The sequence below is a fragment of the Mycetocola sp. JXN-3 genome (assembly GCF_014522285.1).
In the GTDB taxonomy this organism is placed as follows: domain Bacteria; phylum Actinomycetota; class Actinomycetes; order Actinomycetales; family Microbacteriaceae; genus Mycetocola; species Mycetocola saprophilus.
In genome coordinates this window covers 1,333,882-1,350,940 of sequence record NZ_CP041635.1, presented here as the reverse complement: position 1 = coordinate 1,350,940, position 17,059 = coordinate 1,333,882, and the positions used below count along the sequence as shown (strand labels likewise).

The following is a 17,059-nucleotide window of genomic DNA, read 5'->3' as shown; positions in this document are numbered from 1 at the left end:
CACACACACAGACTCTTCAGGATAACCGACTTGGCACACGGGTGCCCAGATTGATCCGGAAATTCCCAGCGTGTGACGTTGGCTCGCCGCCATTTTGGCAGCCTCGGGTCCCCCGTTCGGGCTATGCTCGGGTCAGTAATGATGGCTGAAGGGAGCCACTCGGTGCAGATCAAAAACGCGTTCCGCCTCGGCCTGGTGGGAACGCTCGGGGTGGGGCTGGGAATTCTCATCCTGATGTCGGTGGTTTCCCTCCAAAGCATCCTGGTCTACGTGGGAGCGGCGCTGTTTCTCGCCCTGGGACTGGACCCGATCGTGGGCTGGCTGGAGAAGAAACGGTTCCCCCGGTGGACCGCGGTTCTCACGGTGGTTCTGGGGGCGCTCGGCGTCCTGGCCGGACTCGCCGGCATGGTGGTGCCGATCGTGGTTGAGCAGATCAGCCGCCTGATCGCGATGCTGCCCGACATTCAGCGCCAGCTCACCAACACCGACATCGTCGACTACCTGGAAACCCAGTTCCCCGCGCTCAACATTCCCCAGCTGCTGGACCAGGTCTCCAACTTCCTGCTCGCGAATATCTCGAATATCGGCAGCCAGGCGATCCAGATCGCCTTCGGGTTTGGCACCTTCCTGTTCGGCGCGCTCGTGGTGACCATCCTCACCATCTACTTCACCGCCTCGATGCCGGCGATGAAGCGCGGCATGTACCTGCTGGTTCCCGCGAGTAAGCGGGTGCGCTTTGCCGAGTTGTCCGAGCAGATCACCGACTCGGTCGGACGCTACGTGATCGGCCAGATCGCCACGGCCTCCTGCAACGGCATCCTCTCCTTTATCTTCCTCTCGATCATCGGAGCCCCCTTCCCCCAGGTGCTCGCCTCGATCGCGTTCTTCTTCTCGCTGATCCCGCTGGTGGGTACGCTGAGCGCCGCGGTGGTCATCTCGCTGATCTGCCTGATTCCCGGCCTCGGCTCCCCCGGGATCGCCCTGGCCGCGGCCATCTACTACCTCATCTACATGCAGATCGAGGCGTATGTGATCTCCCCGCGCATCATGAGCCGCGCGGTCGCGGTGCCCGGCGCCGTGGTGGTGATTGCCGCGCTGAGCGGTGGCGCGCTGCTGGGGCTGCTGGGGGCCCTGATCGCGATCCCCACGGCCGCGGCCATCCAGATGATCGTCAAACAGGTCCTGATCCCCAGGCAGAACCGCGCCTAGGGAGAACCGCAAAGAGAAGGAGCGGGGCCGATTTTCGGCCCCGCTCCTTCTCTTTGGTGAATGCTACTCGGCTTCGTCCCACTCGGTGGGCAGCGGCAGCGCCTCGGGATTGGTCACCCGGACAATCTCATCCAGCACGATCTTGACGTACTTCTCCCCGACCCAGAGGTGCTTAGCCCCCTCGATCGGCAGCACCCGCATCTCCGGGACCGAGGAGAAACGCTCGGCCGCCTCGGGCGGACGGAGATAGTCGTCAAACTCGGGGATCAGCGCCGTCAGTTCGCGGGGATCCCCGTGCCAGGCGGCGACCTCCTCGGCGCTCGCGCGATGCAGCGGAGGGCTCAGCAGGATGGCCCCGCGAATCGCGTGTTCCCGGCCGTACTTAAGCGCAAGTTCGGTCCCGAAGGACCAGCCCACGAGCCAGGGATTGGGCAGGTTGCGCTCGGCGACAAACGCCATGGCCGCGGCGACGTCCAGACGTTCCCCCAGGCCCTCCTCGAAGTGCCCGTCACTGGTGCCCCGGGGCGAGGATGTCCCGCGGGTGTTGAAGCGCAGCACGGCCAGGTCGGCCAGCGCGGGCAGCCGCGCGGCGGCCTTCCGCAGTATATGAGAGTCCATGAAGCCCTGCGCGGTGGGCAGCGGATGCAGGGTTACCAGGGTGGCCACCGGCGGATGCTCGGCGGGCAGTGCGAGTTCGCCCACCAGCTCCAGCCCGTCCTCGGTGTGCAGGGTGATGTCCTCACGGATGGCCGGCAGCATCACGCCGGCCCGCACCTCTACTAATGACACAACAAATCTCGCTTTCCCTGGCTCGCCTAGGCGATCAGCCAGCAGTGATTGTGCCAGTGGCGACGAGCCTCCAGGCCCGCACGCTCCCCCATGACACCATCGGTGCGCCACACCACCACGTGGGCGGTGCCGATTTCGATGGCCAGGTTGCAGCCCGGGCACACGTAGGGCTTGACCGCGCTGCGCGGGGATACCGGCTGCACCGCGTACTCGATGCCGCGGCGCGTCTCGGAGCGTTTGAGGCCCGCAACCAGGTGTTGCAGGCCGTCGTGGTCATGAGCGGGAGGTTTACGTCCCCGCGGCCGATTACTCCGAGGCATACAGACCATTCTAGGAGGCGAGACCCGACAGAAGAAACGACGAGGGGCCAAACGCACGTGGCGTTTGGCCCCTCATCACAACCGTTAGGTTAGTACCAGTTCAGCGCCTGGGAGTGAGCCCAGGCACCACACGGCGAGCCGTAGCGGCCGGTGATGTAGCCCAGTCCCCAGTTGATCTGGGTGGCCGGGTTGGTGGCCCAGTCGGCACCGGCCGAAGCCATCTTGCTGCCGGGCAGAGCCTGCGGGATGCCGTAGGCACCGCTGGGGTTGGCCGCGTTATAGCGCCAGCCGGACTCCTTGTTCCAGAGCGCAACCAGGCACGCGTACTGGTCCTGACCCCATCCTCGACCCATCACGATGTCAAACGCGATCGCCTGAGCGGAACCCGCGTTCGGCGGTCCGGCGGGCGGTGCCGAGGCGTTGCCGGCCGGGGCGTTGTTCCCGGTCGTCTTGGTGGTCTTGGTGGTGCCGGTCTTTCCCGAGGTGTCCGCGGTGTCATCCGCGGGGGGCGGGGTGACGGGTGCCTTGGGAATCAGGGCGACGTCAAAGCCGTCGCGAGAGAAGTCGTTTGAGTACTCCCCGGATGCCTCCAGCGCCTGGGTCGCGGACGTGAGAACGTCTGCGGAGACCGGCGCAAAGGGCGAAGTACGGTAGGGGGACGCAACGGCTCCACCGGAGGGATCAATCACGGTCGTCAGTACAAAGCCTGCGGATGCCGCAAAGGCGATGCAACCAAGAAAGACCCGACCCCGGGAGAAGGGACGTACGGGCACCGGGCGCCGATTACGAGTTCGGCGCGCGGGTGCGGCGGGTGCGGGAGCTAGATGTTTTGTCACGATTTGATAAAGCATACGCGGCGATTCGTGATCTGGCCAGCAGCGACCCCCATTTGGGTCAAAAAGGTTGGATCCGCTGTCTGGCTAGTACCAGTTCACGGCCTGCGAATGCGACCACGCACCGCAGGGTGAGCCGTAGCGACCCGAGATGTACCCCAGGCCCCACTTAATCTGGGTAGCCGGGTTGGATTCCCAGTCGGCACCCGCCGACGCCATCTTGCGTCCGGGCAGCGCCTGCGGGATTCCGTACGCCCCGCTGGAGCGGTTGGCGGCGTTCACTCGCCAGTTGGATTCCTTATGCCAGAGCTTCTCCAGGCACAGGTACTGCTCATCGCCCCATCCACGGTCACGCACCATCGAGAGCGCCACCGAACGCGCGCCACCGGGATCCGCAACCACGCCGCGACCGGGGGTTTTCTCCGCATCCGCGTCGGTCTTATCGTCGACCGGGTCCGGATCGGGTGCCCGCTCGATCATCGCGATTTCATAACCGTGACGGGAAAAACTGTTGTCGTATTCGGCCGTGCTGATCAGGGTCTGGCCCGGGTCGACTGCCCGCGGCTCGGTGACGGTGGCCAACTGGAAGTACGGCGAGGCGGTCGCCCCCGAGTAGGGATCGATAATGCTGACCATCAGGAATCCGGACACCGCGGCGAAGGAAACCCCCGCCACCGCCCGCCGGCCCCGGGGACGTGCATTTCGCGTCCGTCGATTGGGAACGCGCTGCTGCGCCTGAGAATTAGCTCGGTGTTTGCCCACGATTTCCCTAGCCTAGCCGACCGATGCAAAAAGCGCTATGCGCTTAGCGCACCGAGAGCATGACGTTGATGACCTCGTCGAGCACCAGGTCGACCTGCTCCTCGGAGTATCCTCCACGCTCGGCCCCGAAGGTCACCGTACGCACGCGATCCACCGAGAGCGGGGTGCCCTCCTGGAAGTATCCACGCAGCTCGACCGAGAACGCATCCACGTCATTCACCGAGTACCCCTGGGTAAACCGGCCCACGCGGCGGAATCGCTCACGGCTGGGACGGGCCAGGCGGTTCAGCAGAACCTGGGCGGTCTCCCGCACCTGAACCAGCCAGGCATCCTGGCCGGATCGGGCCAGCGCGATCTCACGCTCGCGCGAGGCAAAGGCGTCCTCGAGGCGCTCCAGCGCCGCGTCCACGTGTCCGGTCGAGTACCCCTTCTTTACCAGCTTGAAGGAGGTCTCACGGATCTGGGCGCTGGTCAGCGCGTCCTTATCGCCGGGCGCGGCATCGTAGGCGGTGCGGGCGCGCTCAAGGAAACCATCAACATCCGCGGGACGATACCCGCGCACACCGCGCTTATTCTCGGGAAAAGTCGTAGGCACGAGGGACCTCCTGGGGTGAGTAGGCAGAGCCTAGTGAACCGCGCTAGAGAGCGGACTAAAGATCATAAAGAGGGCAAAGGCAAGCGGGGCGGAGGGCAGCATCGAGTCGATGCGATCCAGGAATCCGCCGTGACCAGGCAGCCAGGACGACATGTCCTTGATTCCGATGTCGCGCTTGATCAGGGACTCGCCGAGGTCACCGAAGGTGGCCGACACCGTGAGCAGCGCTCCCAGAATCATTCCCACCCAGAAGGGCACCTCAAGCATGAAAATCGCCAGCAGGATTCCGGCGATCTGCGCGGCAATCGCCGCACCGGCCAGACCCTCCCAGGTCTTCTTCGGGCTAATCTTCGGGGCCATGGGGTGCTTACCGAAGCTCAGACCACTCGCGTAGGCGCCCACGTCCACACTCACCACCACGATGAGGAAGGCCAGGGTCCACCACTCACCGTGTTCCTGACGGGTGAGCAGCACCGCGAACGAAGCCATCAGCGGAACGTACACCTGCACCAGGAAGACCACCAGGACATCTCGCAGGATCTCCGGGGCCGTACGATCATCGGCTTCAATCATCTGGGCGATCAGCCGCCACACCACCACCACGGCGATTCCGCCGAGCAGGGTACTCCAGATCAGAACCGGGTCGGCGATATAGGAGGCCACCACCATGGCGGCACCGGCCAGGACGTTGGGGATCGGGTCGACCTTGCGCGGCGTCAGGCGCAGCGCATTGACCAGTTCCAGCGTGGTGAAGACCACAAACGCCAGCGCCAGGATCGCAAACAGATCCTTGATCACGATCAGGCTCACCAGCAGCACGCCGCCAAGACCCAGACCGATCAGGATCGCCAGCACCAGGTTACGACCGGTGCGGGCGGCGATGCGCTCGTTGACCTGGTCAACCTGCGCGCGCGTCTCCTGAACCTTGCGTTCGATATCGGCGCGGGTCGCCTTCAACTGAGCGTGCAGCACCTCACGCGAGGAGTGCGACTCCCCCGTGGTGCCGGGCTCGGGATCGCCCGGGGCGCCCGTGACCTTAGCCACGAGCGCCTCCGAACGAATCGATGATCGAGATGATGATCAAGATCAGATCTCGAGCAGCTCGGCTTCTTTACGCTTCAGGGCCTCGTCGATCGCATCGGTGTGCGACTTGGTGAGAACCTCAAGCTCCTTCTCGCCACGGGTCACGTCGTCCTCGCCGACCTCGCTCTTGAGGGCGTCGAGTTCTTCCTTGGCCTTGCGACGGATGTTGCGCACGGCAACCTTGGCGTCCTCGCCCTTGGTGCGAACCAGCTTGACGAACTCCTTGCGACGCTCCTCGGTGAGCTCGGGCAGGGTCACGCGGATGACGGATCCGTCGTTCGAGGGGTTGGCACCCAGGTTCGGGATGTCGCGGATCGCGTTCTCGATGTCGCGCAGTGCACCCTTGTCATACGGGCTCACCAGGATGGTGCGAGCCTCGATGTTCTGCAGTCCGGCCAGCTGCGAGAGCGGGGTCGGGGTGCCGTAGTAGCTCACGATTACCTTCTGGAACATCTGAGGGTTGGCGCGACCGGTACGCACACCGGCAAAATCTTCCTTGGCAACCTCGACGGCCTTGGCCATACGCGCGCCGGTGTCGGTCAGTACTTCCGCAATCACGGGGACTCCTTCAACTTTCTTAGGGGCTCGGTTCATTCTACCGGGAACGGCGTGATACCCGAGCAGGTTGGGGTGGAACTAGTTGCGAACGAGGGTTCCGATTTCCTCACCCAGAATGGCCTTGGTGACGTTTCCTGCGGGTTCCATCCCAAACACGCGCATCGGCATGCCGTTGTCCATGCACAGGCTGAACGAGGTCGAGTCCACAACCTTCAGGCCACGCTGCAGCGCCTCCTGGTAGGTGATCTCCTCGATCCGGGTCGCGGTGGAGTCGATGCGCGGGTCGGCGGTGTAGACACCGTCCACGCCGTTCTTGGCCACCAGGACCACGTCGGCCTCGATTTCCAGGGCGCGCTGGGCGGCCACGGTGTCGGTGGAGAAGTAGGGCAGACCGGCGCCGGCACCGAAGATGACCACGCGGCCCTTTTCCATGTGGCGCTCGGCGCGGCGCGGGATGTACTGCTCGGCAACCTGGGTCATCTCGATGGCGGACTGCACACGCGTGGTGGCGCCGGCCTGCTCGAGGAAGTCCTGCAGGGCGAGGGCGTTCATCACGGTGCCCAGCATGCCCATGTAGTCGGCGCGGCCGCGGTCCATGCCGCGGGTGGAGAGTTCGGCACCGCGGAAGAAGTTTCCGCCGCCGACCACGATGGCGATCTCCACGGTCTTGGCCGCTTCGGCGATCTCCTTGGCGATGGCGCTCACCACGTCGGGGTTCACACCGAGGGATCCGCCACCGAAGGCCTCACCCGAGAGTTTCAGAAGGACGCGTCGTTTTTCGCTCGAGGCCATGGTGTATTTCCCTTTCGGTGTTTCGTCTATATTGTCCAGGCTAGTGCTTCGCCCCTGGCTGGCGACAGCGAAAAGGAGTCCGGATCGCAAATGCAATCCGGACTCCTATCGGGTGAGACTAGGCGCCGACCTTGAACCGGAGGAATCCGGTAACGGTCAGGCCTGCGTCTTCGAGAACCTTGGCAACGTTGATCTTGTTGTCCTTGGCGTAGTCCTGCTCCAGCAGGGCAACCTGCTTGAAGTAGGAGGTCAGACGACCCTCGATGATCTTCGGCAGGGCTGCCTCGGGCTTGCCCTCGCTGCGGCTGATCTCGGTCACGATCTCGCGCTCCTTCTCGACGGCGTCCGCGGGGACGTCCTCACGAGAGAGAACCGACGGGTTGGCGAAGGAGATGTGCTGCGCGATCGAGCGAGCGGTCTCGGCGTCCGAACCGGTGTAGGCCACAACCACGCCCAGCTGGGGCGGCAGGTCCTTGTTGGTGCGGTGCAGGTAAACCTCGAACGCGTCACCCTTCAGGGCACCGACGCGACGCAGTTCAACCTTCTCGCCGATGATGGCGGCCTCATCGCTGATGAGGTCGGCAACGGTCTTGTCGCCGGCCGGAGCGGCCAGGGCGGACTCAACCGAGTCGGCACCGGCAGCGGCAACCGCGGCCAGAACGTCATCGGCGAGCTTGCCGAAGCGCTCGTTCTTGGCAACGAAGTCGGTCTCGCAAGCGAGCTCGAGCAGGTAGGTGACGCCGTCCTTCTCAGTGGTGGCCACAAGGCCCTCGCTGGTGGAGCGGTCGGCACGCTTCGCGTTACCCTTTGCACCCTTCAGACGCAGGATCTCGGTGGCCTTCTCGACGTCTCCGCCGGCCTCCTCAAGCGCCTTCTTGGTGTCGACCATACCGGTGCCCAGGGCCTCGCGGAGGGCCTTCAGGTCTGCGATGCTGAAATTAGCCATGGTATTAACCCCTCGTGGTTCGGTTGTTACTTGGACTCTGCGTCGGCTGCCTCGACGGCAACCTCGGCGACCTCGGCAGCAGCCTCGGCTACGGGAGCCTCGGCAGCGGCTTCGGTGGTCTCGGCACCGGCGAGGAGCTCCTGCTCCCACTCGGCCAGCGGCTCTGCAGCGGTCTCGCCCTCGGCGGGCTTCTGGTGACGCTGGATCAGACCCTCGGCAGCGGCGTCGGCGATCACGCGGGTCAGCAGGCTGACGGAGCGGATGGCGTCGTCGTTACCCGGGATCGGGTAGGAAACCTCGTCCGGGTCACAGTTGGTGTCGAGGATACCGATAACCGGGATACCCAGCTTCTTGGCCTCGTCGATTGCCAGGTGCTCCTTCTTGGTGTCAACAACCCACAGCGCAGACGGAGTCTTGGTGAGGTTGCGGATACCACCGAGCGACTTGTGGAGCTTGTCCAGCTCGCGCTTCTTGATGAGGAGTTCCTTCTTGGTGAAGCCCGACTTCGAGGTGTCCTCGAAGTCCAGCTCCTCGAGCTCCTTCATGCGAGCGAGGCGCTTCGACACGGTGTTGAAGTTGGTCAGCAGACCACCCAGCCAGCGCTGGTTCACGTAGGGCTGACCCACGCGGGTTGCCTGCTCGGCGATGGACTCCTGAGCCTGCTTCTTGGTACCTACGAAGAGGATGGTGCCACCGTGAGCGACGGTCTCCTTGACGAAGTCGTAAGCCTTGTCGATGTAACCCAGCGACTGCTGCAGGTCGATGATGTAGATACCCGAACGCTCGGTGAAAATGAAGCGCTTCATCTTCGGGTTCCAACGGCGGGTCTGGTGCCCGAAGTGCACGCCGCTGTCGAGCAGCTGGCGGATAGTAACGACGGCCATGGTCGTACTCCTTATATAGTTTCTCGGTTGATCCGAACACCGACGGCGTTCGGCCTGGTGCCCGGCACAGCCCCGCAGACCCTTCTTTCGAAGGGTGACCGATGGGGGTTGTGCGTGATCCGAGCACGCGTAGTCGCCCTCATACGAAGGCGCTCTTGTTATCTTAGCAGGATCACCGCCCCCGCTAAACTTCCGCGCGTCGCGTCGCCTAGACCCCGGGGAATCCGGCGTCGTCGATGAAGTGCACGCCCTGGGTCTTGCCGTCGACATCGGATACCGAGACAAATTTCAGGTCCTGGGTGCCCAGGTAGTCCAGGGACACCGCGATGATCTTGGCCATATCCTGGAGCACCAGGACGCCGGTGCCGCCGGTCTTGTCCGCAAGCAGCTCCGCCGGGGCGGTGATCGCATATCCGCCGACCCCCTCGGGCTGGGCGGGCGCCACGCAGTCCTTACTGGCGCAGCTCGGCAGCCCGAGCGCCATCAGATTGTTGGCTGCCTTGGTGACGCGCGTCGCGGTGTCGTCGGTCTCGGAGATGCCGTCGGTGACCACCTTTACCAGCGCCAGACCCGAGGGCATGTCACCGCCGCCGTCGTCACCCAGTGCGCCGTCGTCACCCAGCGCGTCGTCCCCGCCCAGCACATCGTCATCGCCACGGGCATCGGAGGCATCGTCATCATCGCGGCCACCTCGAGGGGACTCATCGGGCGCGACCCGGCCCGGCTTGCTGTCCATGAGCGGTTTGATCTGGTTGTGTAGCCCGGTTGTCACCGCCTGTCGATGAGCCTGGGCACCGTTGCTCATTCCCAGCCCGAAGCCGATGCCGCCGCCGAGGACCACCACGAGGGCGGCGGCGAGAATCACGACGAGGTTCCGGTTTCGGGAAAACCACCCGGGACCAGACGGCGGCACGGACGCGGACTGCCACCCCGGTTGCGGCGGCACACTGCCCGGCTGCGCCGAGTAGTACTGCGGTCCGGGCGGCGGAACGGCACCGGGGTCGAAGGAGGGTTGTGGGTTGGGTGTTGTCATGATCTGCTGCTTTCGGGCCGGGGCTAGCGGGTGGAGGCCGGGTTGATCGGCGTGCGTGAGGAACACCGGGTATCAAAGTCGCTCGATTCGAGCCGAACGATGCCCACGTTCTGATCCGCCGCATTCAGCACATAGAGGAGCGAGCCTGCCAGTGCCCGGCAGTCGGACTCGGGGAGCTGCCCGGAATCCAGGTTGAGCGAGATCGCAGCCTCGACACCGGACGCGTAGTAGTAGTCGATCAGATCCCCGGAGATCCCCGCCGAGCGGAGCACGCGGCGCAGCACACCCTCACCGTCGGTGTCGTCGTCGGTTGTGACGTCGTAGAGTTCGTAGTCGCGCTTGCCGTCGAAGGCCGCCACAATCTTTTCCACCCGGGCGGACTCCGCCGAACGGGCGGCATTTTCGCCCACCACTCGTCCCCCCAGGACTCCCCCGGCAATCGCCAGGATAAGGACCACCAGGGCTCCGCCGAGGATCAGAAGGAGCGACCGACGCCCCCGCGCGCGTGGTGTCGGAGGTGTCGCCGGTGGCGGCGCACTCACCGGCGCAACTCCCGGCACATAAACGTCGGGCTGGGTGAAGAGATGGGTGGCGGGCTGCTCCGGGGGCGGCGGGGCGGGATAGCTCATGCTGTGAGTCCTAACGGTGTGCGGCCACACGCCTCGGGGTGAGGCTGGGCCCACCCGTCATGCGGCTCGATGCGCGGCAACTCTAATTCCTTGCCCGCACACCCCGTTCCCCGCTGGCCGCAGCGGACGCCCACCCTGTCGGGATAACGCCCGCGGGACTTATCAGCGCCAACCCAGGCGCGGGGCCACCTCACCGATCAGGAGCTCGAGGGAGCGCAGAATCAGGGGGTGTTCGGGATCCACCGAGTGCACCTGAAAGGACAGCTGGGTCGCGCGATCCAGCACGCTGTCGGCCCCGAGCGAGGCCACCACCGTGTCCACGTCCCCCACGTGGACATCGAGTTTACGCAGCAGGTCGTCCCGTTCCAGGGTGTCCACCTGATCGCCGAGCACAAACCGGGCCAGCGGTGCCTCCCGATACCGGCGCTCGGCCAGGGCGCGTGCGGCCTCGCCGTCATCGGCCACAAACACGCTGCGCGCCACCGAGACCCGACGCCGAGCCTCGGTCGGCAGCGCGGCCTCATAGGCGTCGATGATCGGATGCTGAAGGTCGGCCAGGGTGGCCTCGGGGTTCTCCGCGGTGCGCGGCTGCGAACGCGAGAGCTGAAGACCCAGCCCCTCCCGCCCGGCGCGCTTGGCCAGGGGCGGCGTGAACGTGGCGAACCAGAGCCGCTCGGCCAGGGTGGGGGCCGCCGGATACAGGAGGTTGTCAGTCACGCCGAACCTCTCCCCGCGCAGCGCGCTGCGCAGGGTCTGGAAGTTGTCATCGAAGGCGCGATGACGATCCTCAAACTCCAGCCCGAATGCCGGGAACGAACCGGGGGTGCCACCCGAGCCGAAGCCCAGCTCGAGCCGCTCCCCGGAAATTGCATCCAGGACCGCCGCATCCTCGGCCGTCCGCACGGCGTTTTCCAGGCCCAGCGTGATGATGCCGGTGCCCAGCCGGATCCGGCTGGTCTGCGCGGCCGCGGCCGCCAGTAGCACGAGCGGCGAGGGCAACCCGCCCTCGTCGCGGTGGAAGTGATGCTGGGCCACCCAGGCACTGTCGAACCCCAGGCTCTCGGCCCATCGGATCTGCTCAATGGCCAGGCGGTAGCGTTCGGAGGCGGAGACGTCGTCGAGCACTCGGGTAAAGAAGGCCAGTTCGGGCATAACGCGGAAATCTCTTTCGTTCGGGGGAAGGGAACGGCGCCTAGGCGCTGGCCAGCGCGCCGGCCGCGGCGGCGCGACGCCCGGGAATCGCGGCGATCAGCTGGCGGGTGTACTCGTGTTCGGGATGATCAAACACGCGGGCGGTGCGTCCCTCCTCCACGAGTTCGCCGCCACGCAGGACCGAGACCGTGTGGGCGAGCTGACGCACCACCGCCAAATCGTGCGAGATAAAGAGGTAGCTGACGCCAAGATCGCGCTGGAGCTCGCCGAGGAGTTCGAGGATGCGTGCCTGGACGGTCACATCCAGGGCCGAGACCGCCTCATCAAGCACCACCACGTCGGGGCCGGGGACCAGGGCGCGGGCGATCGCCACGCGCTGACGCTGTCCACCGGAGAGCTCATGCGGACGCCGGGTCAGGACCGTCGCGGGCAGGGCCACCCGATCAATGATCTGCGCCACCCGCGTCCGGCGCTCGGCCGCATCTCCGATGCCAAAGTTGCGCAGCGGTTCGGTCACGATGTCGCCGATGGACTGGCGCGGGTCCAGTGAACCGAATGGGTTTTGGTACACCATCTGCACCCGGCGGCGCAGCTCACGCAGTCCCGCACCGCGCAGCCCGGTGATCTCCCGACCGTGAATGTGCACGGTACCCGAGGTGGGTTTTTGGAATCCCAGCACGATTCTTGCGGTGGTGGTCTTGCCCGATCCGGACTCCCCCACGATCGCGTGGGTGCTGCCCGGGGCGATGCTAAAGGACACGTTGTCCACCGCGCGCTGAGGCGCTCCCGCGCGGCCAAAATCCTGCACCAGATTACGCGCCACCACAACCGGAGCGTCGGATCCATCGGCATCTTCCGAGCGATGACTCGCCCCATCGAAGACCTCGCGCTCGACCACGTGGAGGGTGCGCTCCCCCCGCGAAATCTCTGGCTTTGCCGGCGACGTGGATTCCAAACGGAGGCTGCCCCCCAGTGAGAGCGAGGCGAAGGACGGGGCGTCTTTCAGGAGCCTGCGTGTGTACGCACTCTCGGGGTGGGCGAGCACCCGGTCGGTATCCCCGCTTTCCTGGACGGTGCCGTCGCGCAGGACCACCAGTCGATCGGATCGATCGGCGGCCACTGCAAGGTCATGGGTGACCATGAGCACCGCGGTACCCGAGTCCCGCCGCAGCGTATCGATCAGGTCGAGGATCTTGGCCTGCACGGTCACATCCAGCGCGCTGGTCGCCTCATCGGCGATCAGCAGCGCGGGCTCCAACGCGATGGCCCCGGCGATCAGCACGCGCTGCTTCATCCCGCCGGAGAGCTCATGCGGATACTGGGTGGCCCGCAGCTCGGGATTCGGGATCCCCACGTAGTCCAGCAGCTCGATGACCCGGGCCCGGCGGGCCGCGCGATCCTTCCAGCGGTGAATCCGCAGCACCTCGGCCACCGATTCCCCCACCTTCTTCACCGGGTTGAGCGAGTTATTGGGGTCCTGGGGGATCCACCCGATCGAGCGTCCACGCAGGTCGCGGAAGCGCTTCTCGCTCCACCCGGTCACGTCACTTTCGCCGATCAACACCCGCCCCCCGGTGATCGATCCGTTGCTCGCCAGCAGGCCGGTCGCCGCCTGGGCGGTGGTGGTTTTACCCGAGCCGGACTCCCCCACCACCGCCAGCAGCTGGCCGGGTTCGATTGCCAGCGAGACGCCGCGCACCACGTCCAGGCGCTCGCGTCCCACCGTGTAGGAGACCTGCAGATTGTCGATGGTCAGGGTAGTCATGAGATCCGTCCCTTCGCGGCGATGGCCGCGCTCACTCGGTTGGCGGCGAGAACCACCAGAACCACCACGGCTCCGGGCAGCGTGGTGAGCCACCAGGCGGTGGCGATGTAGTTGCGTCCCTCGGCGATCATCAGACCCCACTCGGGCGTGGGCGGGGGCGCCCCGTAGCCGAGGAAGCCGAGGGTCGAGATCGAGAGCACCGCGGTGCCAAACTGCAGGGCCGCCAGCGCCAATACGGCGGTCAGCGAGTTGGGCAGCACGTGTCGCCAGAGGACCACCGGGAACCGGCCGCCGCTGGCAAACGCGGCCTCCACGTAGTCCGATCCACGCACCCGCACAACCTCCGACCGCGACAGCCTGGCAAACGCCGCGACGCTGGTGAAACCAACAGCGATGGCGGCCTGGGCGGTCCCAAATCCCAGCAGGATGATGATCGAGAGCGAGAGCAGCAGCGAGGGGATCGCCAGGAAGACGTCGACGATGCGCATCAGGATATCGTCCAGGATGCGGCGGGAGGATCCGGCGATGACGCCGATCGCGGTGCCGATCACGAAGCCCACGCTCACGGCGATCAGCGCGCCGGAGAGCGAGTTGATCGACCCGTAAACCACCCGGGTGAACATGTCGCGCCCGGTCGCATCGGTCCCAAACAGGTGTTCCAGGCTCGGCGGCTGCTGCGCCTGGGCGGCGTTTCCGGCGATCGGGTCCAGCGGGGTAAATGCCTGCGGGATGATCGCCCAGGCGATGACGATCAGCAGCCACACCACCGAGAGCACCACCGAAACCTTCGGGCGGCCGATGCGCTCGCGCAGGCTTCGGCGGATGGGCACAAAGGGATCGGGCAGGCTCGAGGCCCGCGTCTCCCGCTCGTTTACGCTCATACGGCTACCACCTTTCTCTCCCGCGAAATCCGAGCAATCCCGCGCTTGCGGGCACCCAGACGCGGGTCCAGTACCGGGTAGAGCAGGTCCACCACCAGGTTGATTACCACAAAGACGGTGGCCGAGAGCAGCACCACCGCGAGCAGAATCGGCGTATCCTGCTGGCTCACCGCCTGCTCGGTCAGCCGTCCCACCCCCGCGCGTCCAAACACGGTCTCGGTGACCACGGCCCCGCCGATCAGCTCGCCAAAGAGCACTCCGGCCATCGTGAACGCGGGCAGCACTGCGTTGCGGGCGACGTTTTTAGAGAGGATCCACCAGGGACCCGCGCCCCGCGCCCGCACCACCGCCACGAAGGGGTAGCCCAGCACATCGTCCACCGAGCGGATCAGTATCTGCGCGAGCGGTGCCGAAATCGGCACGGCCAGCGTGAGGACCGGCAGGATCAGCCCCTCAACCGGCCCCGGATTCACCACCGGGATGAGCCGCAGCTGGAAGGAGAATACCTGGATCAGCACGATGCCCAGCCAGAACACCGGAACCGCCACAAACAGCGAGGGGAGCGCACGAAACACGTCGGCGATCCGGCGCAGTCCGGGAAGGTTTGCCAGGATCGTGATCCCCACCGCCAGCAGCACCGCCGCCACAAATCCCAGCGAGGCGAGTAGCAGGGTGCCCGGCACCACCTCGGCCAGGAGCTGTTTGACCGGCGTCCCGCTCTGGATCGAATAGCCGAAGTCACCCCCGAGGAACCCCAGCAGCGAGTGCACATACTGAATCGGCAGCGGCGTATCCGCACCGTAGGCGACCCGCAGCGCGGCGATCTGATCCGGCGAGAGCCCCAGCTCGGGATTTTCGAACTTGATCATCAGCGCATCGCCGGGCATCGCCTGGAGCAGCACAAACGCGACCGTGAACGCGGCCAGCAGCACGGCCGCCGCCTGGCCGAGCCGACCCAGAACGTACTTCATGGGGATCCTTTCAACGGGGAAACCACGGACGTCCGGATCGCCTCGAGTGAGGCGATCCGGACGGTGGGGACTACTGCTTGTCTACCCAGACGGCGTCAAAGCTTGGCCGTCCCACGGATTCGGAGGAGAAGCCGTGCACGAAGTTGGCGGTGGCAAACACCTGCGGCTCCTCGAAGAACGGGATTACATAGGCCTGGTCGGCGAGGTACTTCTGCACGGTCTGGCTGGCCTCGATCCGGGCCTTGGGGTCCGCGGTGGAGGCGACCGCCTGCAGCAGCTCCTCCAGCTTCGGGTCGCCGATGGACTGGTCGGCGTTGTCGCGGTTGAGCAGGGTGTTGCGGTTCTTGGAGTAGAACTGGCTCTTGATCACATCGAGGTCCGCGCGGCCGACCATCGAGTGGTAGATCTGCACCTGGTTGGCATCCTGGATCGCCTTGGCGTAGGTGCCGGCGTCGGCCTTGAGGATCTGCAGGTCCACGCCGATCTTCTTGAGCTGCTGGCTCACCAGGGTCAGGGCGTCGAAGGAGCGCGGCTGCGGGGCGGCCTCGTTGACCACCAGGGTGAGCGGCTGACCGTCCTTCTCGCGGATGCCGTTGCTGCCGAGCTTCCATCCAGCCTCGTCCAGCAGGGTCGCCGCCTTCTTGGGGTCGTAGGCGAAGGCGTCCTTGGTGTCCACATAACCGAGCGCGGTCTTGCTCAGTACCGAGGTGGCCAGCGGGTAGTTCTTGGTATAGATGGTCTTGACCAGCTCCTCCCGGTCGATCCCGGCGATCAGCGCCTGGCGTACCCGAATGTCGGAGAGCTTCTCGTTGCGGAACCGCAGGCTCAGGCCGTTGTTCACGCCGTTGGTCTGCGCGGCGTATACCTGGAACCCGGCGTCGGTGACCTGCTTTTCGTCCTGGGCCTCGACGTCGCGGATCAGCCCGGCCTGGCCCGAGAGCAGCGCGCCCACGCGGACGCTCGCCTCGGGGGTCACGGTGATCTGGATCTTGTCGAGGTACGGACGTCCCTGGTTCGACCAGGACTTCGGTGCCCACTTATAGTCCTTGCGGGCAACCAGGTCGAGCCCGGTGCCGATCTTCTCGTTGTCCACGGTGAAGGGACCCGATCCGATGATGTTGGCCGCGTTTCCGGGGCCAAACTTTTCGAACGGAAGATCGAGGGTTTTGGAGGACAGCAGGCCCGAGTTGATGGTTGAGGTGGCCTGGAGGAATCCGGGAGACGGTGCCGAGAAGTGGAACTTCACCGTGTTCTTGTCCACCACCTCGCTGCTCTGGTAGTTGTTGATCGCCTCCGAGACCGTCAGCCCGCGGGCGGCGTCGCCGAGCCCGTACAGGTCAAAGTTCTTGGCAACCACCGCGGCATCCAGCGGGGTGCCATCGGAGAAGGTCACGCCGTCACGAATCGTGAAGGTGTACTCGGTTGCGTCGGCGTTGGATTCCCACTTGGTGGCGATCCACGGCTCGAACTCCAGGGTCTTGGGGTCCTGGTAGACGAGGCGATCGGCGATGTTGTTGACGATGCCACCGTTGGGATAGAACCCGGCCCCCGGCGGGTACAGCCCGGTGATGGCCTGGTGCTCGAGGTAGACGAGGGAGCCGCCGGTGACCGGTTTTCCCGTCTCGCTGCTCGACCCCGACCCGGGGGTGCTGGCGTTCGCCGAGCATCCGGCGAGCGCGAGGGCAAGCACGGTTGCGGTCGCAAGACCGGCGATAAGTCGTCTCGGTGAGGGCATAGGTGGTTCTCCTGGCGCGGGGCGGAACGAGCGGGCTCGACCGCAAGACTGTGATCGGGTGGGTGAAACGTAACCCCGACAGTAGCGGCGCATCCGGCCCGGTTTGGAGGGCATGACAAAGT

At 65.6% G+C, this 17,059-nt stretch carries 18 protein-coding genes; 1 reads left to right on the top strand and 17 read right to left on the bottom strand.

All coding sequences use genetic code 11. From position 1 onward, the window contains the following. The first annotated feature begins 162 nt into the window (after positions 1–162). Positions 163–1,209, top strand: coding sequence for an AI-2E family transporter (locus C7C57_RS06195; RefSeq protein ID WP_187977977.1), 1,047 nt, complete (start codon positions 163–165; stop codon positions 1,207–1,209). A gap of 63 nt (positions 1,210–1,272) precedes the next feature. Here C7C57_RS06195 and C7C57_RS06190 read toward each other — a convergent pair whose 3' ends face one another. The 17 genes from C7C57_RS06190 to C7C57_RS06110 all read right to left on the bottom strand — a co-directional run bounded on the left by C7C57_RS06190 (position 1,273) and on the right by C7C57_RS06110 (position 16,937). After that, positions 1,273–1,968 (bottom strand): alpha/beta hydrolase, encoded by a 696-nt coding sequence (locus C7C57_RS06190; RefSeq protein WP_187978294.1) that lies wholly within the window; start codon positions 1,966–1,968, stop codon positions 1,273–1,275. A gap of 56 nt (positions 1,969–2,024) precedes the next feature. Next, positions 2,025–2,318 (bottom strand): hypothetical protein, encoded by a 294-nt coding sequence (locus tag C7C57_RS06185; protein WP_030148749.1) that lies wholly within the window; start codon positions 2,316–2,318, stop codon positions 2,025–2,027. 89 nt (positions 2,319–2,407) lie between these two features. Next, positions 2,408–3,007: a transglycosylase SLT domain-containing protein gene (locus C7C57_RS06180; RefSeq protein ID WP_245601272.1), complete on the bottom strand. Its 600-nt coding sequence runs from the start codon at positions 3,005–3,007 to the stop codon at positions 2,408–2,410. A 231-nt stretch (positions 3,008–3,238) separates the two neighbouring features. Beyond that, positions 3,239–3,826, bottom strand: a complete 588-nt coding sequence (locus tag C7C57_RS15965) for a lytic transglycosylase domain-containing protein (protein WP_370581443.1) — start codon at positions 3,824–3,826, stop codon at positions 3,239–3,241. 130 nt (positions 3,827–3,956) lie between these two features. Continuing rightward, a complete protein-coding gene (locus tag C7C57_RS06170; protein ID WP_187977976.1) occupies positions 3,957–4,508 on the bottom strand; it encodes a DivIVA domain-containing protein in 552 nt (183 codons plus the stop codon). 30 nt (positions 4,509–4,538) lie between these two features. After that, positions 4,539–5,552, bottom strand: coding sequence for a phosphatidate cytidylyltransferase (locus C7C57_RS06165; protein WP_255505790.1), 1,014 nt, complete (start codon positions 5,550–5,552; stop codon positions 4,539–4,541). A 42-nt stretch (positions 5,553–5,594) separates the two neighbouring features. Further along, positions 5,595–6,149 carry a ribosome recycling factor gene (frr, locus tag C7C57_RS06160; protein ID WP_030148744.1) on the bottom strand — a complete coding sequence of 185 codons (555 nt, stop codon included), beginning with the start codon at positions 6,147–6,149 and terminating at the stop codon, positions 5,595–5,597. A gap of 78 nt (positions 6,150–6,227) precedes the next feature. Beyond that, positions 6,228–6,941 carry a UMP kinase gene (gene pyrH, locus C7C57_RS06155; RefSeq protein WP_030148743.1) on the bottom strand — a complete coding sequence of 238 codons (714 nt, stop codon included), beginning with the start codon at positions 6,939–6,941 and terminating at the stop codon, positions 6,228–6,230. A gap of 118 nt (positions 6,942–7,059) precedes the next feature. After that, positions 7,060–7,887: a translation elongation factor Ts gene (gene tsf, locus C7C57_RS06150; protein ID WP_030148742.1), complete on the bottom strand. Its 828-nt coding sequence runs from the start codon at positions 7,885–7,887 to the stop codon at positions 7,060–7,062. Positions 7,888–7,913: 26 nt separating this feature from the next. Then, positions 7,914–8,771, bottom strand: a complete 858-nt coding sequence (rpsB, locus tag C7C57_RS06145; protein WP_187977975.1) for a 30S ribosomal protein S2 — start codon at positions 8,769–8,771, stop codon at positions 7,914–7,916. Positions 8,772–8,979: 208 nt separating this feature from the next. Further along, on the bottom strand, positions 8,980–9,804 hold the full coding sequence (locus C7C57_RS06140) for a hypothetical protein (protein WP_187977974.1): 825 nt from the start codon (positions 9,802–9,804) through the stop codon (positions 8,980–8,982). Between the two features lie 23 nt (positions 9,805–9,827). Then, on the bottom strand, positions 9,828–10,433 hold the full coding sequence (locus C7C57_RS06135) for a hypothetical protein (protein WP_187977973.1): 606 nt from the start codon (positions 10,431–10,433) through the stop codon (positions 9,828–9,830). A gap of 162 nt (positions 10,434–10,595) precedes the next feature. Next, entirely contained in the window at positions 10,596–11,585 is a 990-nt protein-coding gene (locus C7C57_RS06130; RefSeq protein ID WP_187977972.1) for a putative FMN-dependent luciferase-like monooxygenase, read from the bottom strand. A 40-nt stretch (positions 11,586–11,625) separates the two neighbouring features. Next, positions 11,626–13,350 (bottom strand): ABC transporter ATP-binding protein, encoded by a 1,725-nt coding sequence (locus tag C7C57_RS06125; RefSeq protein ID WP_187977971.1) that lies wholly within the window; start codon positions 13,348–13,350, stop codon positions 11,626–11,628. Next, positions 13,347–14,231 (bottom strand): ABC transporter permease, encoded by an 885-nt coding sequence (locus C7C57_RS06120; RefSeq protein ID WP_051701558.1) that lies wholly within the window; start codon positions 14,229–14,231, stop codon positions 13,347–13,349. The genes C7C57_RS06125 and C7C57_RS06120 overlap by 4 nt, the downstream gene beginning before the upstream one ends. Beyond that, complete coding sequence (locus C7C57_RS06115) at positions 14,228–15,202, bottom strand: ABC transporter permease (RefSeq protein WP_030149572.1); 975 nt, start codon at positions 15,200–15,202, stop codon at positions 14,228–14,230. Before C7C57_RS06115 ends, C7C57_RS06120 begins: the two co-directional genes overlap by 4 nt. Positions 15,203–15,272: 70 nt before the next feature. Then, entirely contained in the window at positions 15,273–16,937 is a 1,665-nt protein-coding gene (locus tag C7C57_RS06110; RefSeq protein WP_030148734.1) for a TIGR04028 family ABC transporter substrate-binding protein, read from the bottom strand. Between the last annotated feature and the right edge of the window lie 122 nt (positions 16,938–17,059).

Excerpts from the sequence above, each read along its gene's own strand:
- C7C57_RS06190 (WP_187978294.1), bottom strand. The coding sequence starts at position 1,968 with ATGCTGCCGGCCATCCGTGAGGACATCACCCTGCACACCGAGGACGGG.
- C7C57_RS06185 (WP_030148749.1), bottom strand. The coding sequence starts at position 2,318 with ATGCCTCGGAGTAATCGGCCGCGGGGACGTAAACCTCCCGCTCATGAC.
- pyrH (WP_030148743.1), bottom strand. The coding sequence starts at position 6,941 with ATGGCCTCGAGCGAAAAACGACGCGTCCTTCTGAAACTCTCGGGTGAG.
- tsf (WP_030148742.1), bottom strand. The coding sequence starts at position 7,887 with ATGGCTAATTTCAGCATCGCAGACCTGAAGGCCCTCCGCGAGGCCCTG.
- rpsB (WP_187977975.1), bottom strand. The coding sequence starts at position 8,771 with ATGGCCGTCGTTACTATCCGCCAGCTGCTCGACAGCGGCGTGCACTTC.
- C7C57_RS06140 (WP_187977974.1), bottom strand. The coding sequence starts at position 9,804 with ATGACAACACCCAACCCACAACCCTCCTTCGACCCCGGTGCCGTTCCG.
- C7C57_RS06135 (WP_187977973.1), bottom strand. The coding sequence starts at position 10,433 with ATGAGCTATCCCGCCCCGCCGCCCCCGGAGCAGCCCGCCACCCATCTC.
- C7C57_RS06130 (WP_187977972.1), bottom strand. The coding sequence starts at position 11,585 with ATGCCCGAACTGGCCTTCTTTACCCGAGTGCTCGACGACGTCTCCGCC.
- C7C57_RS06125 (WP_187977971.1), bottom strand. The coding sequence starts at position 13,350 with ATGACTACCCTGACCATCGACAATCTGCAGGTCTCCTACACGGTGGGA.
- C7C57_RS06120 (WP_051701558.1), bottom strand. The coding sequence starts at position 14,231 with ATGAGCGTAAACGAGCGGGAGACGCGGGCCTCGAGCCTGCCCGATCCC.
- C7C57_RS06115 (WP_030149572.1), bottom strand. The coding sequence starts at position 15,202 with ATGAAGTACGTTCTGGGTCGGCTCGGCCAGGCGGCGGCCGTGCTGCTG.
- C7C57_RS06110 (WP_030148734.1), bottom strand. The coding sequence starts at position 16,937 with ATGCCCTCACCGAGACGACTTATCGCCGGTCTTGCGACCGCAACCGTG.